Origin of the sequence: Marinobacter pelagius, from assembly GCF_900114925.1 — a bacterium.
GTDB classification, from domain to species: Bacteria; Pseudomonadota; Gammaproteobacteria; order Pseudomonadales; family Oleiphilaceae; genus Marinobacter; species Marinobacter pelagius.
Window position 1 is genome coordinate 1 of the sequence record NZ_FOUR01000003.1, and the last position, 25,514, is coordinate 25,514.

23 protein-coding genes are annotated in these 25,514 nt (G+C 54.2%); 13 read left to right on the plus strand and 10 right to left on the minus strand.

Annotated features, from left to right (window positions below; genetic code table 11):
- Nucleotides 1-157: 157 nt before the first annotated feature.
- The 4 genes from rfaH to BM254_RS18005 all read right to left on the minus strand — a co-directional run bounded on the left by rfaH (nt 158) and on the right by BM254_RS18005 (nt 2,168).
- A complete protein-coding gene (gene rfaH, locus BM254_RS07005; protein WP_092000819.1) occupies nt 158-637 on the minus strand; it encodes a transcription/translation regulatory transformer protein RfaH in 480 nt (159 codons plus the stop codon).
- A 194-nt stretch (nt 638-831) separates the two neighbouring features.
- A complete protein-coding gene (gene cysQ, locus BM254_RS07010) occupies nt 832-1,599 on the minus strand; it encodes a 3'(2'),5'-bisphosphate nucleotidase CysQ (protein WP_092000822.1) in 768 nt (255 codons plus the stop codon).
- Nucleotides 1,600-1,719: 120 nt separating this feature from the next.
- The gene (locus tag BM254_RS07015) at nt 1,720-1,911 is read right to left on the minus strand and encodes a DUF2283 domain-containing protein (RefSeq protein WP_092000825.1); all 192 of its coding nucleotides are present in this window, start codon (nt 1,909-1,911) and stop codon (nt 1,720-1,722) included.
- Nucleotides 1,908-2,168 carry a DUF4258 domain-containing protein gene (locus BM254_RS18005; protein WP_092000828.1) on the minus strand — a complete coding sequence of 87 codons (261 nt, stop codon included), beginning with the start codon at nt 2,166-2,168 and terminating at the stop codon, nt 1,908-1,910. Before BM254_RS18005 ends, BM254_RS07015 begins: the two co-directional genes overlap by 4 nt.
- A 207-nt stretch (nt 2,169-2,375) precedes the next feature.
- Here BM254_RS18005 and BM254_RS07025 point away from each other — a divergent pair, with 207 nt between their 5' ends.
- Nucleotides 2,376-2,900 carry a hypothetical protein gene (locus BM254_RS07025; protein ID WP_139227039.1) on the plus strand — a complete coding sequence of 175 codons (525 nt, stop codon included), beginning with the start codon at nt 2,376-2,378 and terminating at the stop codon, nt 2,898-2,900.
- Between the two features lie 155 nt (nt 2,901-3,055).
- Nucleotides 3,056-4,417: an MBL fold metallo-hydrolase gene (locus tag BM254_RS07030; protein WP_092000833.1), complete on the plus strand. Its 1,362-nt coding sequence runs from the start codon at nt 3,056-3,058 to the stop codon at nt 4,415-4,417.
- 70 nt (nt 4,418-4,487) lie between these two features.
- On the opposite strand, the gene BM254_RS07035 is transcribed toward BM254_RS07030, so the two are convergent.
- The 6 genes from BM254_RS07035 to BM254_RS17860 form a co-directional block, all read right to left on the minus strand.
- Complete coding sequence (locus BM254_RS07035) at nt 4,488-6,449, minus strand: acyltransferase family protein (RefSeq protein ID WP_175497215.1); 1,962 nt, start codon at nt 6,447-6,449, stop codon at nt 4,488-4,490.
- 45 nt (nt 6,450-6,494) lie between these two features.
- A complete protein-coding gene (locus BM254_RS07040) occupies nt 6,495-7,406 on the minus strand; it encodes a glycosyltransferase family 2 protein (RefSeq protein ID WP_092000840.1) in 912 nt (303 codons plus the stop codon).
- 18 nt (nt 7,407-7,424) lie between these two features.
- Nucleotides 7,425-8,480 carry a DUF354 domain-containing protein gene (locus BM254_RS07045; RefSeq protein WP_092000843.1) on the minus strand — a complete coding sequence of 352 codons (1,056 nt, stop codon included), beginning with the start codon at nt 8,478-8,480 and terminating at the stop codon, nt 7,425-7,427.
- A complete protein-coding gene (locus BM254_RS07050) occupies nt 8,477-9,382 on the minus strand; it encodes a glycosyltransferase family 2 protein (RefSeq protein WP_092000846.1) in 906 nt (301 codons plus the stop codon). The genes BM254_RS07045 and BM254_RS07050 overlap by 4 nt, the downstream gene beginning before the upstream one ends.
- Nucleotides 9,379-11,286 carry a hypothetical protein gene (locus tag BM254_RS07055; protein ID WP_139227041.1) on the minus strand — a complete coding sequence of 636 codons (1,908 nt, stop codon included), beginning with the start codon at nt 11,284-11,286 and terminating at the stop codon, nt 9,379-9,381. The genes BM254_RS07050 and BM254_RS07055 overlap by 4 nt, the downstream gene beginning before the upstream one ends.
- 66 nt (nt 11,287-11,352) lie before the next feature.
- A complete protein-coding gene (locus BM254_RS17860; RefSeq protein ID WP_281248034.1) occupies nt 11,353-11,811 on the minus strand; it encodes a pilin in 459 nt (152 codons plus the stop codon).
- Nucleotides 11,812-12,248: 437 nt separating this feature from the next.
- Between BM254_RS17860 and pilB the strand changes: the two genes are divergently transcribed.
- The 11 genes from pilB (at nt 12,249) to BM254_RS07115 (ending at nt 25,494) form a co-directional block, all read left to right on the plus strand.
- Nucleotides 12,249-13,967 (plus strand): type IV-A pilus assembly ATPase PilB, encoded by a 1,719-nt coding sequence (pilB, locus tag BM254_RS07065; protein WP_092000852.1) that lies wholly within the window; start codon nt 12,249-12,251, stop codon nt 13,965-13,967.
- 2 nt (nt 13,968-13,969) lie between these two features.
- A complete protein-coding gene (locus BM254_RS07070) occupies nt 13,970-15,190 on the plus strand; it encodes a type II secretion system F family protein (RefSeq protein WP_092000855.1) in 1,221 nt (406 codons plus the stop codon).
- Nucleotides 15,191-15,287: 97 nt separating this feature from the next.
- Nucleotides 15,288-16,163 carry a prepilin peptidase gene (locus BM254_RS07075; protein ID WP_092000858.1) on the plus strand — a complete coding sequence of 292 codons (876 nt, stop codon included), beginning with the start codon at nt 15,288-15,290 and terminating at the stop codon, nt 16,161-16,163.
- A 2-nt stretch (nt 16,164-16,165) separates the two neighbouring features.
- Nucleotides 16,166-16,858, plus strand: coding sequence for a dephospho-CoA kinase (coaE, locus tag BM254_RS07080; RefSeq protein WP_281248035.1), 693 nt, complete (start codon nt 16,166-16,168; stop codon nt 16,856-16,858).
- A gap of 88 nt (nt 16,859-16,946) precedes the next feature.
- Nucleotides 16,947-17,936, plus strand: a complete 990-nt coding sequence (locus tag BM254_RS07085; RefSeq protein ID WP_092002169.1) for a hypothetical protein — start codon at nt 16,947-16,949, stop codon at nt 17,934-17,936.
- A gap of 354 nt (nt 17,937-18,290) precedes the next feature.
- Complete coding sequence (gene tsaA / locus BM254_RS07090; protein ID WP_175497237.1) at nt 18,291-18,983, plus strand: tRNA (N6-threonylcarbamoyladenosine(37)-N6)-methyltransferase TrmO; 693 nt, start codon at nt 18,291-18,293, stop codon at nt 18,981-18,983.
- Nucleotides 18,984-19,140: 157 nt separating this feature from the next.
- Nucleotides 19,141-21,378: a response regulator gene (locus tag BM254_RS07095; protein ID WP_425434486.1), complete on the plus strand. Its 2,238-nt coding sequence runs from the start codon at nt 19,141-19,143 to the stop codon at nt 21,376-21,378.
- A 44-nt stretch (nt 21,379-21,422) separates the two neighbouring features.
- Nucleotides 21,423-21,620 (plus strand): DNA gyrase inhibitor YacG, encoded by a 198-nt coding sequence (gene yacG / locus BM254_RS07100; protein WP_092000867.1) that lies wholly within the window; start codon nt 21,423-21,425, stop codon nt 21,618-21,620.
- On the plus strand, nt 21,617-22,177 hold the full coding sequence (locus BM254_RS07105; protein WP_092000871.1) for a YfaZ family outer membrane protein: 561 nt from the start codon (nt 21,617-21,619) through the stop codon (nt 22,175-22,177). The genes yacG and BM254_RS07105 overlap by 4 nt, the downstream gene beginning before the upstream one ends.
- Nucleotides 22,178-22,297: 120 nt before the next feature.
- Nucleotides 22,298-24,475 (plus strand): hypothetical protein, encoded by a 2,178-nt coding sequence (locus tag BM254_RS07110; protein WP_092000874.1) that lies wholly within the window; start codon nt 22,298-22,300, stop codon nt 24,473-24,475.
- A gap of 89 nt (nt 24,476-24,564) precedes the next feature.
- Entirely contained in the window at nt 24,565-25,494 is a 930-nt protein-coding gene (locus BM254_RS07115; protein WP_092000877.1) for a glucosaminidase domain-containing protein, read from the plus strand.
- The last annotated feature ends 20 nt before the right edge of the window (nt 25,495-25,514 follow it).

The following is a 25,514-nucleotide window of genomic DNA, read 5'->3' on the forward strand; positions in this document are numbered from 1 at the left end:
ATAGAGCCGCGCCACCTGTATTTTAAAGGTCTTGCTGTAGGTTCTTTTCATGTAACCCCTCGAAAGTCGGTGTCCAACTTTCGGGGGTCACTTCACTTTGGGATTGGCTTGAAGTTGGGGTCAGATGAACGAAGTTCATCAGACCCCTGTGCTCGACCTACCTCCGAATAGCCGCCACCGGCACCCTCACCATCTGCTGCTTCTGCATGAAGTTGATGAGCACAATCGCCCTCTCCTCTCCATCATAAGACTGGAAGATGGCGCTGATGCCTTTGAACGGCCCGTCGTCCAACTCCACGGTCTCTCCTTCCTTAATACCACCGGTCTCCGCCACCTTGTCCAAGCTGTCTTTGATGTGCTGGATAACGTCATCTTCGATGGCCGCGGGCTTGTTGGCGAAGCCGACGACGCGGATAACGCCGCGGGTGGAGCGGAGCTTGGCCCAGACGGGGTCGGTTTGTTCGAGGTTGACGAAGAGGTAGCCGGGAAACAAAGGCTCCAGTTTCTTGGTTCGCTTGCCGGCCTTTATTCTTTCCACCTCGATTTTCGGGTAGAAACAGCGGATGTCCTGGTTCTGAAGGTGTTGCAGGGCGCGGTCGCCTTGGGCGGGTTTGTGTTGGATGGCGTACCAGGTCATTTCAAATCCGTTTGGTTGGGTGTGACTACTCAGGGGTCTGAAGAAAGCCTTCTTCTGACCCCGCTTTAGACTTTAAGTTGGGGTCAGATCGGGGTCTGAAGAAAACTTTCTTCTGACCCCATTCTAGATTTAAACATGGGGTCAGATGAACAAGTTCATCAGACCCCTGGGGTGCTTCTGACCCCATTGTCAGGTTAAAAATACCAACTACCGGCCGCCACAAACCACGGGTTCAGAATATCCTCTTTCCCATACCGCAAAGGCTCCCCTTCCAGCGTCTGCACCTGCCCTCCAGCAGCCACCAGAATGGCATGCGCCGCCGCGGTATCCCACTCACTGGTTGGCCCCATACGGGGATAGATGTCGGCATGGCCTTCCGCGATTCGGCAGAACTTGAGGGAACTGCCGGCCTGGACCAGTTCGTGGTCGCCGAGTTTCTCGATGAAAGCGAGGGTTTCGTCGTTCATGTGGTTTTTGCTGGCCACCACTCGCTTGGTTTCTTTCGGTTCTGCCACGCGAATCCGGTGGATCTTGCCAGTGCGGTCCCGCATGTGGGCGCCCTCGCCGACGATGCCCCAGTAGGCAGTCTTGAGAGCGGGGGCGGTGACAACGCCCATCACTGGCTGGCCATCTTCGATCATGGCGATGTTGACGGTGAACTCGCCGTTACGCTGGGTGAAGTCCTTGGTGCCGTCGATAGGATCGATCAACCAGAAACGGCGCCAGTGCTTGCGCTCCTCCCAGGGGATGCTTTTGCCCTCTTCTGACAGGATCGGGATGTCCCGACTGATGTTGCGCAGGCCCTTGTAGATAATCTCATGGGCAGCCTCATCAGCCGCCGTGATCGGCGAGTTGTCTTCCTTGTAGCGAACCTTGAAGTCGGATTCGTAGATGTGGAGGACTTTCTCGCTGGCCTCGTCGGCGATCTTGAGGACATCGGGGAGTATGGAGCTGTAGTGCATGGGCGGGTCCCTGGGGCTGAATCTGAACTCGGGGTCAGAAGAAGGCGTTCTTCAGACCCCAATTTTAACTCAGGGGTCTGATGAACTCGTTCATCTGACCCCATTTTCAATAATGGGCTGCTACGCGGCGTGACTACAAAGCAAAGGCCAAGCCCCCTGCTTGGAAGCCTCAAGAATGACAATTTCTACAATCGTGCCGTCATCCGCATAACTGATATGCGTATTCCAATCCTGGGAAGCCTCTTTCACGATGGGCTTCTCTGAGAGGTGCAAAACCAGAATATCATCCGCCTCATCATAGGTTGTTCTCATCCCTCAACCTCCCAACTAAAGTGATGCATCACCGTCTTTAGGACCAGCTTGTCTTCGAGCGCAACTGCAATACAGATCAGACTATCACACCGGCCTTTAAATGCCTTGGCTATCCAGAGGCGGGATTCATCTTTATAGCGCACTTCGTCTGTCTCCATTAGCGCGGAAAGCTCCGCCTCACTTATGCTTCTCTGGACCATGCGCTCGCGAGCATGGCGCGTAATGTGGACGTCCAACCCAAAACGTTGGCAATGCATTAACGTGGCCCTCCTTGACCAAAAAATGGGGCCAGATGAAATCCCTCATCAGCCCTCTTCGGGCACCATGTTAACACCCATTCCTAGACCTCAGTAATGCACTCCCGCATAGACCATCAACATTTCAAGAGACTTGGCACCCTACCTCAATTTTGACTAAACTCGCTCCGGCCCGATAAGGCCTAAGCAGAATATATGGAGCTAAACGTGAAAAAGGAACTTTTGTGCCTACCCTTGGCACTGGTGCTTTCTGCGTGCTCGAAAAGCGACAGCGGCCAGACTTCGTCCCCCACCGAAAACACACCCAGCGTGCAATCCCTGGAAGATTCAGGTGAGGTGCCCAAGCTGGACCGAAGCCAGGACCTTGAAGGCCCTGATTCAGACAACAACGGCATTCGTGACGATATCGATAACCACATCGAAAGCCACTTCTCCGATAAAGATGAGGTTGCGGCCGTTGCGCAAGCAGCTCGCGCCAACCAGGCGGTCCTGTTCGTTGATCTAAGCGAACAGACGGCAATTCGCCAGGTAAATCAGAAAATGTCCCGCGCCACTGCCTGCCTGTATATCGTCTTTGGTGATGAGACTGCCAGCGAACAGCCGGCCATCGTTTCACGCGATCTGGAGGCGATCACGTTCAACACTGCCGAGCGTCTGAATCGATACATGGAGTTCAACAGAGCGCTGGATGGATCATCGTGGTCTCTGCCGGAGGGAAACTCGTGTGAATAGGCAGAAATACCAGCGCCCTCACTCTAAAAGCATCGCCGGGGTCAGATGAAACCCTTCATCTGACCCCATTTTTACGCCATAGTATCAGTAATAAAGCAGGGGTCAGATAAAGGCTTTCGTCTGACCCCGTCTTCACCAGCAACAAGGACGCCAACATGAAACTTCGCTTCCTCGGCGGCACAGGCACCGTCACCGGCTCCCGCTACCTGCTCTCGGACGAGAAACACCGCATGTTGGTGGACTGCGGGATGTACCAGGGCGTAAAAACCCTGCGCCGGCGGAACTGGGCGAAGTTTCCGGTAGATCCGGGCACCATTAACGCCGTAGTGTTGACCCACGGCCACATTGACCACACCGGCTATCTTCCCGCGCTGGTGAAGAATGGCTTCAAGGGCAAGATCTACTGCACCAAGGCGACCCATGAACTCTGCAAGGTGCTGCTGCCGGATGCGGGCTACCTGCAGGAGGAGGACGCCAAATACGCCTACCGCAAGAAGTTCTCCAAGCATGAACACCCCGAGCCTCTGTTCACTGAAAAAGATGCTTGGGAGGCGCTGAAACACTTCGAATCCCTGCACTACCACGAGCCGTTCGAGCCGGTGAAAGGCTTTGAGGTAACGTTCACCCCCGCCGGGCACATCCTGGGCTCGTCCTGTGTGCATGTGCATCACAAGAGCCATGAACGCACCGTCGTTTTCAGTGGTGACGTAGGCCGGCAGAACGATCTGATCATGCGCCCGCCGGAGCCGATTGATAAAGCCGATGTGCTGGTGTGCGAATCCACCTATGGTGATCGCGCCCACGGCGAAGTGGACCCGGAGACCGAACTCGAGGAAATCATCAAACGCACCGCCGGGCGCGGTGGCATTGTCTTGGTGCCGGCCTTTGCCGTTGGGCGGGCTCAGATGCTTCTCTACGTGGTACACAAGCTGATGAGCGAGAAGCGGATTCCGAAGCTGCCGGTTTACCTCAACAGCCCGATGGCGATCAAAGCCACGGAAATCTTCTGCAAACACCATAAGGAACACAAGCTCAATGCCAGTCAGTGTGAGCTGATTGACGATAAGACCGAGTTTGTGCGGACGGTGGAGCAATCCATTGAGCTGGATTCTGTGCGGTATCCCTGCATCATTATTTCCGCCAGCGGCATGGCCAGTGGTGGGCGGGTGCTACACCATCTCAAGACGCTGCTACCTAACCCGAGGAACAGCATTGTGTTTGCGGGATTCCAGGCGCCGGGTACGCGGGGGGATGCGTTGGTGAATGGTGCAGATTCAGTGAAGATTCATGGTGAATACTGGCCGGTGAAGGCCGATATCTACAACCTGGATTCAATGTCTGCCCATGGGGATTACAACGAGATCCTGGAGTGGCTGGAGCAGGGATCACTGAAGCCTGAGAAGGTTTATGTCACCCATGGGGAGATGGTGGCTAGTGATGTGATGCGAAAGCGCATCACCGAGAAGTTTGGGTGGGATGCTGAGGTGCCGGAGTTGTTTGAGGAGGTTGAGGTTTAGAGCGTCACTTAGAAAATGCATTCTGATGCGCCCAAGCTCCAACAACTTAACATATTATTCTTGCACCGGGCTAAAGGCCCGGGACCCCGGCGTCACGAATTATCTGCCTTATTTGAGGTGTGAGCAGGTTTACAAACGAAGCTGTCAGGTGACTGCTGTCACGATAAACGAATATATTGTCACGCTTGGCACTACAAACGCCTTCGGGACATACCAGATTATTAAAGTTCAGGACCGTCACTTTATTAACTGCTTCCTTATAGTACTCAAGTGCCTGATTAAGCGGCGGAGCTTTGCTGCCAAGTTGCGTACTACAATTCCTCTCTACGAACGCGGGGGCCCACCTATTACGGGAGACACACTCGGGACCCGAAAATCCCAACTTTGGCGTCGGACTGATCATCATGAGCTGTCCTTCAGCTATGTTAGCAAACGCACGGACAATAGGCATGCCTGACTCTTCCCACTCCTTCCTGGAATACGGGTACCCTGAACTGGAACCAAGAAATATTATTGTCGGCTCATACTGCTCAAGAGTCGCGATAACTTTTTTTCGCCACTCTTCGCATTCGGTGAAATACCGGTTAATGCGTTCATAAAAGAAGGGCCTTTGAATCATTGGACAGGATGACTTAGTCGCCACAACCAGACGCCAATCCCCATGAGAAAATAGTTCATTTAATGCGGGAAACCATTGTGCTGCGATGCTATCTCCCACCAAAACCGCTGTTCGTTTCGCTTTTTCTGAACCAAACGTACAATATTTCACGTCGGATGAGTGGAACCAATCATCACAGCCCAGCTCATAAATAGCGGGGAAGTCAATCGTTGCCCATGTGTCCGAGCCTTGGTCGGAAGAAGCTATCAATTCACCAGTCCGCTCTTTCCAGGCCCCAGCAGCGCCCCAAGCCAAAACAGATACAGACGCGAAAACCAACAGCACACCAATCGGCTTTAGCTGCCCGAAAACTGAATACCTGAAAGGCGTCTCAACATACCTATAGCTAAAAGATGCAATCATCAGACTGGCGCATACCAGAAAAATATTAAGACCTGAAAATGGCTCAATCAATATCCAACCGAAAACCAGAACGGGCCAATGCCAGAGGTACCATGAATAGGATAATCCGCCAATAGTAATGAAGATCTTGCTTCTCAGAACACGGTTTAGGGGTGTATCGAAATTGAACTTAAGAGAAAAAATGATCATTGCGCACCCCAGCGAAGGCAACAACGCGAAAACCCCTGGGTAGGAATACTCCTTATGTAAATAAAAGAATGATACGCATAGCAATATCCCACCCAGCATCTGAATCGAGATCACCAAATTTCGGCGAAGCATTTCCCGCGACACAATTCGATCAGATACTACAATCAACGCTCCTAAAGAAAACTGCCATACCCTGGAAATGGGGAGAAAGAAGGCCCAAACTGGATTGGTTAAAGTAAGGAATACGGAGAAGCAAAAACCGAGAACAGCTGCCAGGGTAAGGAGCCGAAACAGCCGTGGCATATCAGGGGCCATGTATCTATTTACCAAAACACCTGAACCCGCCAGTAAAAAGAACGGCCATAACAAATAAAACTGCTCTTCTACTCCCAACGACCAAGTATGCAAAAAAAGATTGTATTCCTGGGCGGGATCAAAATAACCACTGTCACTAAAACTAAGATAAAGATTATTTGCCCATATCAACGAGGCAATGGCAGAGTTTTGCTGCGTTTCCTGCTCTGTGGGCGAGAGTAGAATAAACGACAAAGAGCAAACCGCAACAACCATAAATAAGAGTGCCGGGAAAAGACGTTTGGCTCTCTTGGCATAGAATGAAAATAAATCGATCGATCCCTGAGCCGCCAATTCATGAAGCAGCAATCGCGTAAAGACGTAGCCGGAGATTACAAAAAAAACGTCAACCCCCGTAAAACCACCAGAAAGGCCTGTGACTCCTGCGTGATAAAGGACAACTGCCAGAACCGCAATGGCGCGAAGCCCCTCGATTTCAGGAATTCTATGGGTATGCCGCGGTTTCAAAGTTGAACCTCTATTAACCAATACTGCACTGAGGCTGCGCCATCCTTATGATCTTCGACTCTCATTACCAAATACCAAGCGGATTCTTTCCAGATATTTGGCAAAGATCAGAATCAGGCCAACGCCTATGACGCAGACTTTTTGTTTTATGCCTCCGATGCGCTTATTGCGTAAAACAAACCTCACCTGCTGGCCCAGGCGCATAGGCAACGGCGGCACCCTCCGATGGTTTACCGAAAGATTTGCCGGTACATTTATGTCGTGCTGCCCGCCCGCGATACGCCGGGTTTTTGCAATAAGCTCTGATAGTTTTCGACGCGCAGGGTGATTTACTATGCAGAAAGGCTGATAAACAATGGAGAACCCATGAGACGCAGCTCTGTTGCACCACTCATAGTCCCCCTTAGATTTCAGGTTATCATTGAACAATCCCACCACTTCAAACACTTCTCGCTTAGCAAAGAGGTTCGCAGTTACGGAAAACCCTTTTTCCTCAACGTTCGCCTGTTGCTGGAACCCGTATGCCAGATCAAACAGCTCCGCCGGCGTCGGTTTATCCTGATCAACTAGTTGCAGCTCTACCTTTCCACCGATGATTGATTGTTTTCTGCTACAAACTGCAGTAACACCCTGCATTATCCAGTCTGATTCGGGAGTACAGTCGGAATCAGTGAAAGCGAGGACCTGACCATGTGCGAGGGGAATCCCCTTATTCCTCGCGGCATAAGAACCGATTAACTCATTCTCCTCCACAAGACGAAAATTTATATCGGTCCCTGAAGTCAAATATGATTCGATGATATTTCTGGAATCATCAGTTGAACCATTATCTACCAATATAACTTCAAGCAACTCATGGGGGTAGGATTGACGAGACAACGCCCTCAATAGACCCTCTACCTGCATCCCGGCATTAAAATAAGGGACAATAACGCTTACGAAGGGTAGCCTGCTCACCTTTCGATGCCCGACACTCTATTGGATTGGAGAAACGGCATTATTTTTTACCATGCTTTCGATCAGGTTGGCCGAATATTCAACAACATCTATCGTGTCTTTCATTAACGCCTGGTGTCGCATCGAAATCTCATCAGGCATCACTTCAAGGAATTCCTTGATACACTCCATCAAGGAACCTTCATTTAGCTCACTGACATTCCGCAGCATATCGTAACGAGTTTCCTGCTCGTTACAGTACCCTCGCCCGGTATGTGCCGCGTAGATCGCAGGCACCCCTAAAACAACGGATTCCGAGGCCATTGTTGCGCTTTCTCCAACATACAACCGGCAGAAGGCCATAACATGATGGATTGACGATGGATTTCCACTGAAGCCATAAGGCGCCAAAGCGTCAGGCAAAGGCCCTTCAGAGGATACAATCACCTTTCCCTGGGTACTCAGGAAAGAAACCACAGTTCGAAGAAGCTCTACCGACCAGCCTTTTTCATTAAGATCATGATTGGCATTCCAGGAAACCACACGAACGAGAAAAGTATCCCCCGATGGCGACAAACCGTTTGCCACCGCCTCGGTATAGTTGGGCTTGAAGAATTCGGGGTGAAGATACGCCAGCTCGTGGTAACCATCATACCTTTCGCTTCGTTTGGGCAACCAACCCTCATAGGCCCTTGGAACGCTGACTTTGGAAGCGAAGGGGTAAGTCAACGCATTTTGCAGGGCCGCATTCTCAGTGTCATAGAACACAACAGAGGGCGTGCTGGTCAGTCGGCCTACCTGGGCTACAAAGATCCCTCCTATAGCGCTCATTGCATGGGGCTTGAATTTCCGTACAACTTTATAAAGGGCCAGGTTGCGAATGACCAGTTCCTTCAGCATGCCAATCACCCCGCCTTTACTGGCACTGGAAAGCAGGCAATGACGAACCCCCAAATCTTCCAATAAGCGGACCGTTACCTCTTTCTCTCGACTGGTAACAAGAACCTCGTGCCCACGTTCTGTCAGGACGACAATAACATTCTTGAAAAAATGTACATGTGCTGGATGACAGATATCGATCAGGATTCGACTCATTTTAAGGACTCGGTTCCCTTTCCTGAATCCCTACCATCGTCCTCTGAGCCAACTTCCTTATACATCAGCTGGGTGATCTGCTCTGACACCAGGCCCATCAGAAAAATCAGGATTGCTGTAGTAAAAAGCAGTGCACTCATATTGGTGAATCGACCCACAGTCATATATGTGAAGGCATAATAACCAAGCCCCAATAGCAGAGGCAGCACACTCAGTGGAAAGAACAATTTCAGAGGCGAATACAGTGTACCTATCTTGAAGATGATTAACAGAAACCGCAGACCATCCTTCAGCGGACTGATATGGCTTTTTCCTTCTCGGCGTGAGGCATGAATTTTCTCGTAAGTCACAGAGTAACCGGCCCGGAAAAAGGCCATGGTGCTGGTTGTCGGATAGGAGAAGCCGTTCGGCAGTAGTGACAGGAATTCCCGAAACTTTTTGGCCCTTGCAACCCGAAACCCTGAGGTTAGATCCTCGACCTTGTGTCCTGTCATGTAGGTGGCAAGCCAATTATAGACCTTGTTGGCGACGCCCCTCCCTATACTCGCCTGAGACCCTTTGGCGCGAGCCCCAACGACAAGGTCATATCCTTCATACAATTTTTCCAGGAGACGAGGGATATCCCGGGGATCGTGCTGTCCATCAGCATCCATGAAAAGTAATGTCTTTCCTTTGGCCGCTCTGGCACCCGCCTTTATCGCCGCGCCGTTGCCCTTGGAATAAGGATGACGTATTACTTTCACACCCTCTCGCGATGCGGCAGAAGCTGTTCCATCGGTTGACCCATCATCAACCACGATCACTTCCAGAGGCGTGCAGCAAGAGAAAATTCCGTCAAGCACACCCGGCAGGCTTGATTGTTCATTTTTCGCTGGAATGATGATGCTGAGCGAATCCCTCATCCGGCCCTTTCTCCACCCATTTTCAATTTTTGTTCAAGTTCCTCTATACCTGGCTTCAATTCGACGCATTGGGGATCAATGGACATTCCACACCTGGACTCCAATATTTGATAGAGGACTACAGCATTCGAATGCTCACCCGCTGCAATGGCAACCTGCACCGCTGCAAAGAGCACATCCGGTCTTTTGCTTCGTTCAACTGCATCGGCTAGGTGTTGCTTTGCCTTGTCCAGTTCGCCTGCATAAAAATAGATTTTTGCTGCAGCGACATTCAAATCAACAAATGCCCTTCCGCGCCCGAACTTCTCGTTTTCCAGCAATAAGAGCGATGTTTTCAAAACTTTCCCTGCGGTACCCGCAGGGCACCGCCCACTCTCAAGTTTATCGATAATCGACGAGAGAGTGTTTACAGCATTCTTGTCATACTTTGCAATCTGCGCACGTTGATACAAAAGCTTCTCCGGTACTGGAGTGGCACTATGATTTACACAGCTTAACTCCAGCCACGCCAAAGGCTTCGTCACATTATCGGGAAACTCTTCGATTGTCTCCGCATAAAAATCACCGGCTTTACCATATAACTGGTAAGAGACCAGCATCGATGCCATGTGGCTATGGGTTCTAGGCGAAGTCGGATTCTCGTGATACCACCGGACACTTTGTTTAAGCGGGTCGCCCCAGATCTGGGCCTCATGATATGTGACGAACGAGAATATCAGCGAGAAAATGGCAGCACCTCCCGCAACTATCGGCAGTACCTTTCTGGGGAGTTCAACAGCGACCCCGGCCAGTACGATAAACAATCCGACAGAGGGCAGGTAGTTGCGGTGCTCAAAGTACAACTCTAACGCGAGAACTGAAGACTCGAGGAGGTGCGCCGCCAAGAAGAATAAGATTCCGATTGCCACGAGAGGAAACCGCTTCCTAACAAAAAATGCAACAAGCAACCCGACAGCTATCAAGGCCAGTCCAAGCAGAGTGGTAATCGGGTTGAGCAGGCTTTGCGAAACAGGAAAATTATCCCAGAGTAGGAAAAAATCCTGCCCCACCGGGTACAACGTTTTAATGGCGTAGAGAGGAAGAATTCTGAATTGGGTAAGAAGTCTTTCAGTCAGCGAAAAGTCTCGAAACGCATAGGCGTCAATAAAGTATTTCTGGTACTCAACAACAAAGAGAGCAATCAGCAGATAGAGCGGGCTGAGGACAGCATTGATACTCAAAATTCGTAATGGTCTGCTAACGCATTTTTCAGGAGGCTTAACGAAAAACACTACAGCGCAAAGCAGCGGAAGTAGAATACCATTCTCCTTGGAAAGCACTGCGAGAACGGTGCACAACAATACCGAAGCCGAAGCCAGTCCGAGTCTGAAATCAGCGGTTTTAAACCCGGAAATATAGAGCAGATAGATCCAGAGATTAATCCCAACCAGCATCCAGAAAGCGGCCAGCATTGCCATCCTCTGCACAACGTACTGAATCGTAGTCTGGTGAATCGGTGAAGCCGCCCATATAAAGGCAATTACGAGGCCAAGAAACAACAGAATACAGCTGCTATTCGCGGTAGTGGTGGGCCTTGTAGCTCGCGTTAGATTGAGAATAAGTGTGAAAACCAAGAGGAAGTTGACCGCATGAATTATGTAATTCACAACTTTGAAGTCGTGTGGGTCAGGCCAACTCTCGTTTTGAAAGGCGAATGTTAATAGCGAGAGCGGTCGCCCCAGACTACCGACACCCCCGGCAAGAAACGAATAGTAACTATCCAGACTCCCTGCGGACAAACCAGCCAATCCAGCAAGGTTGCCAAAATCATCAAGTATCCAGGCCCCACTTGACCCCGGAAAATTCATAAAGAGCAGCGCCCCGACTAATACAAGGAGAGCTGCAGGAACGGCAATCCATTTCATTATCTTATACATATAAAAAGGCCCATCGCGACCCGGGTCGCGATGGGCCTGCCTCGATCTGAAAGATTACTTACAGGAGGTAGGCAGGTAATTTGCGGCAATAGTGGTTGTACCTGCAGCATTACCGACATTACCGCAGTCCCAAGTGGAACCGCCGTCATCGGTAGCGATAGCAAACCACAGGTCTGCGATGTTGTTATTAACGCCGGTAGACGCCATCTGGGCAGAAATAATCCAGCCGTTCGTTCCGTTAGCTGCGATCGCCATACCTTGAACGTACTTACCAACCTCTGTGGCGCCCAGCTGCGCCAAGGTCGGAACAGAACCTGTGTTCTGGAAGTACTCAGCGGACGGAGACTTCAGACCCGCAGTCAGGTTAACCGCTTCGGTTACCTGAGAACGTGCAACGTAATCCTGGTAAGCCGGAATCGCAACGGCTGCGAGAATACCGATGATCGCAACAACGATCATCAGTTCGATCAAGGTGAAACCCTTCTGGCCTTGGTTCATTTTGATGTCTTGCATAGTTAATACCTCTAGGCTTTTCGTTTTTAGTTACAGCTCCGGGGGCGGTGGAGCGTTGCCCCGACACCGCGGTGAGCGTGACCAATATCAAGCAGATAGTATGCCAATTGCAAAATAGAGTTAAAAAACCATGAAGGTCAGTAGGTTATATGATTATGCGAACTTCGTCACACCACTTATTTTGATGCCAATACAGTCTAATGGCGTCAGGAGGTGACGTTTTTTGTCATCTTTTTGTTAACTCTCTGCAAAGATGGGGTCAGATGAAGGATTTCATCTGCCCCCCCTGCCTGATCGACGGCGCGATTAACCATTAGACTGACTTCTGATCGAACAGATTGTGACCCAGGGTGCTTCCCAAACCTATGCCAGACATCTAAACTCTTTTTTAATAAATCTACTATTCATCGACTTATAACAATCTATTCAGAGCACTTATGGCGAGCAGCAACCGAAACGTGACGCTGACCGGCCTTGCCAGGCGGTTTGTTGAAGACGGGCTTCTTGATGAGGCAACAGCAAAGGACGCTTTTTTACAGGCCTCGCAGAATCGAATTCCACTCATCACCTACCTTACCCAGAATGAACTAGCCAACAGCTCGAAGCTTGCTTTCTCAGCAGCAATGGAATTTGGCATGTCGGTTCTCGACCTGGAGGCCTTCCAGCCCGAGATGATGCCCGAGAAGGTGGTAGACGAGAAACTGATCCGAAAACACAATGCCCTGCCCATCTTCAAGCGTGGCAATCGCCTTTTTATCGCCGTTTCCGATCCGACCAATATTCAGGCTCTGGACGAAATCAAGTTCAATACCGGCTTGAGCACTGACGCCATTCTCGTGGACGACGCGAAGCTGCGAACCACTATAGAGAAATACCTGGAATCCCAAGACACCTCGATGGGAGAGCTTGATGATGCCGACCTTGAGAGCGTGGAAACTGAAGGGGGCGACCAGGATGAAGACGGCGCCGCTGTAAGCGCATCCGAGGTCGATGATGCCCCTATTGTCAAATACGTCAACAAGATGCTCCTTGACGCCATCAGGGGCGGAGCATCCGATATTCACTTCGAGCCCTACGAAAAAACCTATCGCGTTCGATATCGCACGGACGGCATCCTGAAGGAAGTGTCCCGCCCATCGATCAAGCTGGCTCCGAAGATCTCTGCCCGGGTAAAAATCATGTCCCAGCTGGACATTTCCGAGCGGCGCGTGCCTCAGGACGGTCGAATCAAAATGAAGCTGTCCAAGACCAAAGCCATCGACTTCCGAGTGAACACGCTTCCCACGCTTTGGGGCGAAAAAATCGTACTGCGTATTCTGGATCCGAGCCAGGCCAAACTTGGGATTGATGTTCTCGGCTACGAGGAAGACCAGAAGGAGATGTACCTTGAGGCTCTGGAGCAACCACAGGGCATGATTCTGGTGACGGGCCCTACCGGCTCAGGTAAGACTGTCTCGCTATACACCGGCCTGAACATTCTTAACACCGCGGAGCGGAATATTTCGACCGCCGAGGACCCCGCGGAAATCAATCTCGAAGGTATTAACCAAGTCAACGTCAATACTAAAGTGGGACTGGGATTTGCGGAGGCACTGAGGGCATTTCTGCGACAGGATCCCGATGTCATCATGGTGGGTGAAATCCGGGATCTTGAGACTGCAAACATCGCCATAAAAGCGGCGCAAACGGGCCACTTGGTGTTATCGACCCTGCACACAAACAGTGCTGCGGAAACTCTCACCCGGATGATGAACATGGGGGTGCCCTCCTTTAACATTGCCACCTCCGTGAGCCTCATCATCGCCCAACGTCTCGGCCGCCGCCTTTGCAACAGCTGCAAGCAACCTGCCGATGTACCAAAGGATGTGCTTTTAAAGGAAGGGTTCACACAGGAACAAATTGATACAGGCTTCACGTTGTACCGCCCCAAGGGCTGTGATAAATGCAATGGAGGATATAAGGGCCGCGTCGGGATTTATGAAGTGGTCAGGATCACCGAGGAGCTGGCAAACATGATTATGGAAGAGGCCAGCTCCATCAAAATTGCAAAACAGGCTCAGGCGGAAGGTTTCCGTAATCTGCGGCAGTCAGCGCTTCTGAAAGTGATTCAGGGAGTGACCAGCCTTGAGGAAGCCAACCGAGTGACGAAGGATTAAGCATGGCAGAGAAAGCGCAGAAGCTGGAATCGTATATCTGGGAAGGGAAAGACCGTAAAGGAAACAAATCCAAGGGCGAACTGACAGGCCAGAATCTGGCTCTCGTCAAGGCGCAACTCAGGAAACAGGGGATCATTCCGGATAAGGTCAAGAAAAAGCCCAAGCCACTGTTTCCGGGCAGTAAAAAGATAACCCCATTCGACATTGCAATGCTCACTCGCCAACTCGCCACAATGATGAAGGCTGGCGTGCCTCTGGTTCAGAGTTTCGATATCGTTGCAGACGGCCTGGAGAACAAAGGGCTCCAGGACCTGGTAATAACGATCAGAAACGAAATTGCTTCGGGTACCAGCTTTGCCGGGGCTCTCAGGAAGCATCCGAAATATTTTGACGATCTATACTGCAATCTGGTCGATTCTGGCGAGAAAGCCGGCGCACTCGAGCAAATGCTCGATCGAATTGCCACCTATCTTGAAAAGACTGAAATACTAAAGAAGAAAGTCAAAAAAGCGATGACCTACCCAATTGCGGTTGTCGTCGTGGCAATCATTGTGACAGCCATTCTGTTGGTAAAAGTTGTTCCTCAGTTTGAGAGTCTCTTCCAAGGCTTCGGAGCGGAATTGCCAGTATTCACCCAGTTTGTGGTAAGTCTATCTGAATGGCTTCAGAAGTGGTGGTTCGTTGTTCTTATCGGGATAATCGCTACGCTGTTTCTCTTCAAGGAATCGAAAAGACGATCCAAGAAATTTTCCGATCTTGTTGACAAATACGTCTTAAAACTTCCAATTATGGGCGAAATACTAGATAAGTCCGCGGTCGCAAAATTTGGCAGGGTACTCTCAACTACCTTTGCCTCAGGCGTACCGTTGGTGGATGCGTTGGATTCGGTCGCAGGTGCAACCGGTAATGCTGTTTATCGCGATGCAATCATGAACATCAAAAATGATGTTTCAAGCGGCACACAGCTTCAGGCATCCATGCGGCAACAAGACCTTTTCCCAGTTATGGCTGTTCAGTTAACAGCGATCGGGGAGGAATCAGGGAACCTTGATGAAATGCTCGCCAAAGTTGCAGAGCATTACGAGGGTGTTGTGGATGACATGGTTGATAACCTGACAGCGCTGATGGAACCAATGATTATGGGGGTTCTGGGGGTGTTAGTCGGCGGTTTGATCGTTGCCATGTATCTGCCGATCTTCCAGATGGGTCAGGTTGTTGGTTAACTTCATCGTTTCGATCTGAAAATGGGGTCAGAAGAAAGCTTTCTTCTGACCCCGACTTAACACTTCCCTCTCCCCCTAAGCTCAATCAAGGCTCTCAATGCAGTTCCTCGACGTCTACCTCAACACCCCCTGGCTCCTTTACCTCACCGTCACTTTCGTTTCCCTCTGCATCGGCAGCTTCCTAAATGTAGTCATCCTGCGCCTGCCCAAGATGATGCATCAGGACTGGCGTTGTCAGTGTGAGGAGTTTCTGGAGGTTCCGGATAAGGAGCGGAAGAAGGAAGAGCCGGTTACGCTATCCAAGCCGGCGTCCACCTGCCCTTCCTGTGGCCACAAGATTCGGGCCTGGGAGAATATTCCGGTGATCAGTTATCTGGTGCTGGGAGGCAAGTGTGCTTCGTGCAAGACACGGATCTCGCCTCGGTACCCGATTATCGAGGCGGTGACGGCGCTATTTTCGGTGTTGACGGTTTACCTGCTGGGGCCGACTGAGGCGGCGCTTTGGGCGTTGTTGCTGGTCTGGGCGCTGGTGGCGTTGACGGTTATTGATTTTGATACGCAGTTGTTGCCGGATAGCATCACCTTGCCGTTGCTGTGGCTTGGGTTGGTGTTGAACTTCTTTGGGGTTTTGACGGACTTTACCAGTTCGTTCTGGGGGGCTGTGGTTGGTTATCTTTCGCTCTGGTCGGTTTACTGGTTGTTCAAGATTGTGACTGGCAAGGAAGGCATGGGGCATGGGGATTTCAAGCTGCTTGCGGCGCTTGGGGCGTGGCTTGGGTGGCAATTGTTGCCGGCGGTGATTTTGTTGTCCTCCGTGGTTGGAGCGGTTGTTGGGATTAGTTTGATGGTGTTCCGGAAGCATGGGCGGGAGGTGCCGATTCCGTTTGGGCCTTATTTGGCGGCGGCTGGGGTGCTTTGTTTGTGGTTTGGGGATGCTATTCAAAGGGCTTGGTTTGCTTATCTTGGGGTTTGAGCATGGGTGACAGCGCGAAGATGGGGTCAGATGGAAAGCCGGAGGCTTTTCATCAGACCCCTGAGTTAGACCAGCCCCCAGAGCTAGGGCAGACCCCGGCTATTATCGGGCTTACGGGGGGGATTGGCTCTGGGAAGTCCACCGTCGTTCGCATGTTTGGTGAGCTTGGGGTTCACTGGGTGGATGCGGATGATGTTGCCCGCGAGGTTGTGGAGCCTGGCACCCCTGGGCTTGGGCAGATTGCTGAGCACTTCGGCCAAGACATCCTCACCGCTGAGGGCACCCTGGATCGCGCCCAGCTTCGGCAGATTGTGTTTGCTAACCTTGAGGAACGCACTTGGCTGGAGGGTTTGCTTCATCCGATGATCCGAGAGGAGCTGATCCGCCAGCTCAAGCCTGAAGGGTATGCTCTGCCCTATGTATTGCTGGTTTCTCCGCTGCTGCTGGAAACCGATCAGCACAACCTGGTCAGCAGAATCATTGTCGTGGATGTCCCGGTGGAGACGCAGATTGAGCGGACGATGGCTCGGGATGCCAATGAGCGGGATCAGGTGGAGCGGATTATTGCGGCTCAGATGCCTCGGGAGAAGCGTTTGGAGAAAGCTGACGCTATTATTGATAATGATCGGCCCATGGATGATGTGGAGCGTCAGGTTCGTGAATTGCACGAGAAGTTCCTGGTGGATTTTGGCTGACTGTTTGCGCCGCTGTTACCCGGCCGGGTTTTTGTCACTTCTGGTTTTTGCTTCCCTTCCCGGACGCGCTGCGGAGCCGGTGTTTGAGGTGCATCAGCGTTCTGTTCCCGAGATTCTGGCGCCTGAGAAGCTGGGGCCTTCGTTCTATACGTTTTCTCCCGAGGAGTATTGGGCGGAGCCGGAGGAATCCTACTGGTTGACGTTTTCCAACTGGGTGTTGCGCCAGGAGCGTATTCAGGGGCCGCGGGTGCAATGGCTTGGTGCCTGGGCGGATAGGACGTTGTCGGGCTCTCAGCAGGCGTTGCCGAACAACGAAAGTTATCTGCGCCTGGGGTTAGCTGCTGAATCCGAGTACAGCAACCTGGCGTCGTTCGAGCCGGAGGCCCGTTTCCGGCTGGATATTCCCACCGCCAAGCGCAAGCTTCGGATTGTTATCGAGAGTGAGAGCGAGGAGCTGATTCCGCTGGAGGAGCGGCAGCGGGACCGGCAATTGACTGAGCCGGAGCGGACGGAGACGGAGACGACCGGTGCGTTGCGGTATCTGACGCAGATTGGGGATGCTATTAACCTTTCTACCGATATTGGTGGCCGGCTGCGGTTTCCGCCGGATGCGTTCTGGCGGGTGACGGCTGGCAAGGGCTGGCAGCTGGATGAGGACTGGGCCGGGAGTCTGCAGCAGCGGATTTATTATTTCCATCAGGAAGGCTGGGGTTCCCGGACGTGGTTCGGGGCCAGTCGGTATGTGGGGGATGATTGGCGGTTCCAGTCTTCCTCCGAGCTGGAGTATGTGCACTCGGATGAGAAGTTTCTGGCGGCGCAGATTTTCAGTGTTCGGAAGGCGGTGGATAACCGCTCGACGTTGATTCCCCGGCTTGGGGTGCTTGGTGAGAGCAAGCCCGGGTGGCGGACGACGTCGGCGTTTGTGGATCTGACCTGGCGGTATCGGTTGCATAGTGACTGGTTGTTCGGGGAGGTGATTCCGGCGTTGACGTTTCCGCGGGAGGAGAGCTTCAAGGATCGGGCTTCGGTGGTTTTAAGGATTGAGATGTATTTTGCTGGGACTATTGATCGGCGGTGATGGTTGACCGTGAAGTTGGGGTCAGAAGAATGAATTCTTCAGACCCCTGGGGTTTGGAAATTTAACTCGGGGTTAACTCAGGGGTCTGATGAACGTGTTCATCTGACCCCAACTTGGACCGCTAACTCGGGGTCAGAAGTAACTCAGGGGTCTGATGAAAACTTTCATCTGACCCCATTTTGGAATAGAACTCGGGGTCAGAAGAAGAAAAGATTTCTTCAGACCCCTGGGTGGGAGTTGAGCTTGGGAGCAGATGTGAAGAAGGGGTCAGATGAAGGCTTTCATCAGACCCCGGAGGTTGAAAGTGGGGTCAGAAGAACGAGTTCTTCAGACCCCGGCCTTGCCGTGACCCCTATTGCTATCACCAGGTCCTGTTTTCAGGACAAGTTCGGGGTGCCCCGCCAGCCGGGGCTGACCCGGCATGCTCATGCCGAACTCGTGATTCAGCCCCCCTATGACCGTGAGGATGCCTTTCGGGGGCTGGAGACGGCTTCGCATCTTTGGGTGATTTTCCAGTTTCATGAGGCGGTTCGGGCGGAGTGGAAGCCGGTGGTTCGGCCGCCTCGGCTGGGGGGGAACAAGAAGATGGGGGTGTTTGCCAGTCGCTCGCCGTTTCGGCCGAACAGTCTGGGGTTGTCGGTGGTTCGGAATGAGGGGCTGGCGCGTCGGGATGGGAGGCTGGTGCTGCGGATCAGTAATCATGATCTGATCGAGGGCACGCCGATTCTGGATATCAAGCCGTATTTGCCGTTTGCGGATTCGGTGCCGGAGGCGAGTTTGGGGTGGGCGGATTCGCCGCCGACGGAGAGACTTGAGGTGGTGTTTTTGGCTGAGGCCGAGCAGCAGCTGGCTGCCCTGCCCTCCGAGGATTATCCGGATTTCCGGGCGTTGATCGAGGATGTGGTGAGTTACGATCCCCGGCCGTCGTTTCGGCGGGGGCGGGCTGAGGCGCGGATTTACGGGGCGCATCTGTATGATGTGAACGTTAGGTTCCGGTTTGTAACAGAGGATGGTGAGAAGCGTGTCGAGGTCCTAACTGTCTGTTAAACTAGTTTGATTGATTTGTAGTCGACACAGGGAAGTCGCAATCTTGTATCCATACCGGTTTTTCAGGCGATTTGGCGTTCGGCCGCTGGCAGCGCGTCTGCTGGTGTATGTGCTGCTGTTCAGCCTGGTGCTTTCCCTGGCGGCCACCGGGGTGCAGATGATCGGCGAGTTCGAGCGCCGCAAGAATGATCTGATCAATACCCAGCAGAAGGCCGCCGAGCTGGTCGCCGGGAGCATGAGCAATAACCTCTGGCTGATGAATTTCAGTGAGGTAGCCAACAGTCTGGATGACATGAAGGCGGTGCCGGCGATCCAGTTTGCCCGGGTGACCACCACCACGGGCGAGGAGTTCACCACCGGCACCCATCCTGACGGCAAGGTGATTTCCCAGACCATTCCCCTGATTTTTGACCGTTCCAGTTTCCAGCCGCCGCAGGAGGTGGGTAGCCTCACGGTGGTGTCTTCGGTTCAGCAGATCCACGATGAACTCTGGAAAACCGGCCTGCTGACTCTGCTGTCTGTGACAGTCGTAGTCATGCTGGGTACCTTTGGCCTGCTGTTGATTGTGCGGGCCACCCTCTCCCGCCACCTCGAAGCCATGGCCGATTACGCCGCCCAGCTGAACCTGGATGCCCTGGTGGATCCGCTGCAGCTGCGCCGCAAACCGCCGAAATCGCCGGATGAGTTGTCCGAGCTGGAGCAGGCCCTGAACAAGATGCGGCTGCAGATTCTTGAGGACACCCGCTCGCTCCGGCAGACCACCATCCAGTCCCAGGGTGAGCGGGACGAGGCCATCCGTGCCAACCACGCCAAGAACCAGTTCCTCGCCAATGTCAGTCATGAGCTGCGCATTCCGCTCCAGTCGGTGCTGGGTTACGCCAACCTGCTGACGGACACGCCGCTGGACCAGGAGCAGCGGGAATACGTGAGCACCCTGCTCAATGCCTCCCAGAGCCTGTCCGCCATCATCAATGATCTGTTGGATATCTCCAGCATGGAGGCCGGCAAGCTGGTGCTGGAGGAGATTCCGTTCGATCTGCGGGAAACCCTGAACGATCTGGTGCACATGCTCGGCAGTCGGGCCCGGGAGAAGGGACTCGCACTCGAACTGCGCATTGATGAAAATCTGCCCTGGGCACTGAAGGGCGACCCGGTGCGTATCCGGCAGATTCTGCTCAACCTGGTCTCCAACGCCATCAAGTTCACCGATTCCGGCCATGTGCTGATCAGCATCGAGGTGCTGGGCCGACGGGATGAGAAAGCCCGGTTGCGCCTGGCGGTGGAAGACACCGGCGTAGGCATCAATCCCGAGGATATTCCGCTGGTGTACGAGCCCTACGTTCAGCTCGGCCAGCAGTTCCAGCGTCAGCTGCCGGGTGCTGGTCTGGGCCTGACTATCTGCCGTCAGCTGGTGAACCTGATGGACGGCTCCCTGGATCTGGAAAGCCGACCCGGTGAGGGCTCCACGTTCTGGGTGGAACTGACCCTGCCGGTGGCGCCGGAGAGTGCTACCCGGGTGCGGCCGGATACCCGTAAGGTAAAAGGCAAGCATATCCTGGTGGTGGACTCCTACGAGCTGTCCCGCAAGATCACCCTGGAGATGCTGTCCCGTTACGAGGTGAACATCGAGGCGGTGAAATCCGCCGGTGAGGCGCTGACCTCCCTGCGCCAGGCCTCGGACAGCCAGCAACCGTTCGACGCCATCATCCTCGATGGCTTTGTGCCGGATATGGACAGTGACCTGCTGTGCCGTCAGATCCGCAGCAATCCCAACTGGGCCGATATGCGCCTGCTAATCCTGTCCTCCAACCCGCAACGGGGCGATGCCGAGCATTTCCGCCAGGCTGGCGCCGATGCCTTCCTGAGCAAGTCCCTGCGGGAATCCTGCCTCATGGCCATCCTGAACCAGTTGTTCACGGATGCGGACAAGGACGAACGCCGGTTCCTCACCCGGTTTTCCCTGCAGGCGGTCACCGACACTTCCAAGCGCCGGGAACTGCCCTGTGGCCGCATGAAGGTGTTGCTGGTGGAGGATAATCCGGTCAACCGTACCCTCACCCGCCGGCTGCTGGAAAAACTCGGCTGCGATGTGATGACAGCAAACGATGGCGAAGCTGCCGCCAGCCTCTGGCAATGGCATCCGTTCGATCTGGTGTTCATGGATTGCGTGATGCCCCGGGTGGATGGCTTCGAGGCCACCCGCCGCCTGCGGGAATGGGAAAAAACGCACAACCGCCCGCCGGTGCCGGTGGTCGCCCTGACCGCCAGCGCCATGGAGGAAGACGAGGAACGGTGCCGCCGGGCCGGCATGGATTCTTTTGTCGCCAAGCCTGTCAATATTGAAATGCTGCGGGCAGTGCTGGAACAATACTGCACCGCATCGGCGGCCACCTGAGGATTGGCCGCCGGCTATTTCGTCACCAATCTGAAAAAATCGCCATGTTTGTGCAATGCCCTACCTGCAAGCAATCCGTAGAATGGTCCGAAGATAACCGGTACCGGCCATTCTGCTCGGAGCGCTGCAAACTGATTGATCTGGGCGCCTGGGCCAACGAGGAATACCGGGTGCCGGCTGAAGATGAAGATTCTTTATCGGACGCGTACCAATTAACCGACAGCAAGAAGGTAGAAGAATGAGAATCTCAAGAGTTTCCCTGATGGCACTGACCCTGGCCGCTGCACCGGCCTTCGCAGGCGATGTGGATCTGAGCCTGACCAACGATTCCGTGAAGGGCCAGGTCAACTTCCTGGGCAACAACAGCGATACCCAGCTGGGTGCCGGCTACACCTACCACGAAGGCAGTCGCCACATCATGAACGTGGACTTCCATGCCCAGGGCCGCACCGCACTGGGTAACCTGCCGACCACCGCTGGTATTGGCGTTCGGGGCATCGGCTGGGATGACGACAGCCTGGATGGCGGTGCCCTGGGTATCGGTGGTTTCGCCACCGTGAACGTACCCCGGGTTCCGGGCCTGTCCTTCACCGGCGGCCTGCACTACGCCCCGGACATTCTGGCCTTCGGCGATTCCGAGGACATGACCAGCGTCGAGCTGCGCGGCAGCTACCGGGTGATCCGCAACGCCGAGGTGTTTGCCGGTTACCGTTACCTGAACACCGATCTGGATGCGCCGTTCCGTGGCGACATCAACCTGGATGAAGGTGTGATGGCCGGTATCAAGATCTACTACTGATCGCCTGACCCCTCGCAGGCGCCCGATCTTCCGGGCGCCTGTTTCGTGCCTTCCCTCACGATTTCCCTTCTCTACCGCTGCTAGACTGACAACCTGAATCTTCTGCACGGATTGTCAGACATGCACTTCAAGCACGGACTCTGGATTTCCCTGTCTGCCCTGTTACTGGCCGGTTGCGGCAGTGGCGAGGATGCCATTGACGGCGCCCGTTCCCAGACCAATGACTTCGCCGCCTCAAAGAATCCGTTGGACGATTTCAGTTCCGGCAGCACCGGCGATTCCAGCAATGCCGGCGACCTTGAAGACAACGAAGTGCGGATCACCCTGGAAGTGCCGGGTGCGGTGGCGCCGGATGCCGAGGTGACCCGGCGGAATCTGCGGATCGTGCAGCCGGAAACCCTCAGCGTGTACACCACCAATACCTCCCTGCAGAACCTGGGCAGTGTGGGCGTGACCACCCGGGAGGATGCCGAGGGCTATACCATCATCGCCTTTCCGGACGGCCAGCCCCTGGCACCGGATGTGGTGATCGAGGCCACCTACGGCAATGCGCGGATGCGGGCGCTCGCGGCGGACTCGGACCGGGATGTGAAGATCAATCCGTTTTCCGAGTACCTGGTGCGCAATACCCTGGCCAGCTACACGCCCGGGGAGCTGGAGACCATCAGGGACTGCGTGAATGACGCCAGTGGCGAGCTCTGCCTGAACAAGTATGTGTGGTCGACACTGGCCGACCAGGTCCATGACTTCGAGATCGACATTCCCGGTAACCTGGATGTGCCGGGCGCGCTGTCACTGCTGGAAAGCCGGGCGGATTTTGCCCGCTATGTGGCCGCCATGGCTGACTACGCCCTGCTGGATGAGAGCTCGTCCGGCAAGATCAGCGCAAGCTCCGCCGATTACAACTCGGTATTCCTGGGCGTGGAGCTGGGCCAGAGCTTTGCCGAGCCCAGTATCAGTGGTACGGGGCTCTGGGGCATGCGAACGGCCTATGAGGAACGCCTGGAGGACGGCAACGGGGTTGGCTATGTGTACCCGGCGCTAACCCTGACCAGTTTCGATGCCTTCAACATCAAGGTGACTTCCCTGGCCACGGACATTCCCTATGAGCGGGAGGTGCTGCTGCATTCCGAGGGCAACGAGTTCTTCCTGCGCGGCTCGGATTACTGGGAACAGAACACCCACGCCTCCTCACCCGGTGCGGCGACATTGCTTGGTGATACCCGCCTGCTGGCCGGGCGGGCCCTGTACCAGAGCATCACCGGCCGGGACAGCGCCCGGATTATTGGCTGGACCCGTAATCCCTATTACCTGGATGCTTACACCAGCCCGCCTGCCGATAAGTCTGTGGGGCCGGACCGGGTGGTTGGCAGCTATTTCAGCGCCGGTAAGGCCATCAAGCTGGAGAGTGATGGCGAGGCACTTACCCGGGGGCCGGTGCTGGAGAACCATTACCTGTCGGCGCTGGAGCTGAACCTGCTGCGGCCGGCCGGGGAGGCGGAGTTTGATGCGGACGTGCTGGATAACCGGAATTATAACGTGGTGTATCTGGCCTCGCGGTTTGCTGACGATACCACACCGCTGGAGCTGGAGGGTGGTCTGGGCACCTGGGTGATTGATGATGAGGGCAATGTGGTACAGGCGCTAGAGGTGGCCACCGTGAGCCGTGACAACTCGGGAGCGGTTTTCCGGGCGCCGGCTGCGGCGATTGCTACCGACTGGTTGATCAGTCCCCGGACCTCGATTCTCAGTACTGGCGAACGGGATCTTGGCCGGCTGAATCTGGACATTTCGACCCAGTCCGGGGATGAAGAGCAACCCGACGTGGGTGTGGGGGCGAGTACCCCCGATGGCTCTTTCCTGGCGTTCAATCTGGATAACAGTCCGTTTGGGGATGGTTTGCTGGTGGCCGCCGAACAGGCCACCTCGGACGCCCCGGAAAGTGGCCGGTACCGGGTTCAGGGGGTTTCCATGGGTATTTCCGGCGGCAGCAACGAATTGCGGCACTTTGATAATGCTGAACTGGTAATTAACGGGGCCACCGCTACTCTGAGTGGCGAGGCGATCTCGGTGGTCAACACGGTGAATAGCAATGAGGTGACCACCCCGGCAGAAACGGTCGTGGATACCACCTTTGCCTACGCCCAGACCGGTCCCGGCACCGTCTCCCTCACCAGTGGCAGCCTGGTACTGGACGGCTTCTACACGGACGATCACTCCCAGCTGTACCTACGGCTCAACCGCTCGGGTACCGGTGCCCACGCCGTCGGATTGCTGCTGGCAACCCGGATTCCCTAAGGCGACCGGAGGGTTCGGGAATCCCGGCGAGAGTCCTCCCCACATAACCTGTTATAATCGTTGCCATATCCATTTTGACGAGAGGTTCTATGACTGTTGGTCGCCGGGCGCTGCTGTTCCTGATTCCGATGATTGCCTTTGCAATTGGCGGTGGTTTCTATATTCCACCCGGAAACTTTGGTGACAGGAATTCTGACGGCTCCGAAGTGACGCTCCGGGAACTCCCCGCCCTCCCCGACTGGGCTGACGACCCGCTGCCGGACTTCTCCACTTATCGGGACACCACTGAGAAAAAAGCTGCGTTTTTCTCGTTCCTTTACCCGCGCATCGTGCTGGCCAACTCCCGGATCCTGCTGGAGCGCAGCTACCTGATGCGGCTGGAGCAGAGATCCGAGCTGACGTCGACTGAAAAACAATGGCTCGATGACCAGGCCAAAAGCCTCAAGATTGAGGCTGCCACCGGTAGTCCCGAGCAGTTCGCTTTGCTGAAAAAACGCCTGGATGTGATTCCACCCTCGCTGGTGCTTGCCCAGGCCGCCAACGAATCTGCCTGGGGTACGTCCCGTTTTGCCCGAAAGGGGAACAACCTGTTTGGTCAGTGGTGCTTTTCCAAAGGCTGCGGCCTGGTGCCGAAGAACCGGGTGGAAGGGGCCAGTCATGAAGTCGCAAAATTTGCCTCCCCCTATCGCTCGATACGGGCCTATATCCAGAACCTGAACCGGCATGAAACCTACCAAACCCTGCGCGACATCCGGATACGGGATCGGCGCTCCGATGATCCCCTGTCTGGCCTGGAGATGGCGGAAGGCCTGCTTGGCTATTCCGAGCGCGGCGAAGAATACGTAAAAGAGATCCGGTCCATGATCCATTACAACAACCTGGGCTTCTACGATGAAGACTTTCGGGATTCGGTGAGGGATCAGGCGCCGTCCGACCTGCAGCAGCTGGCCTCCACCGACTCCGAGAGCCGGTTACTGCCGGGCCGGGCCGCTGACACCGGAAGCGCCGCCGAAGGCTGACAGACACCGCTAACCCGCAA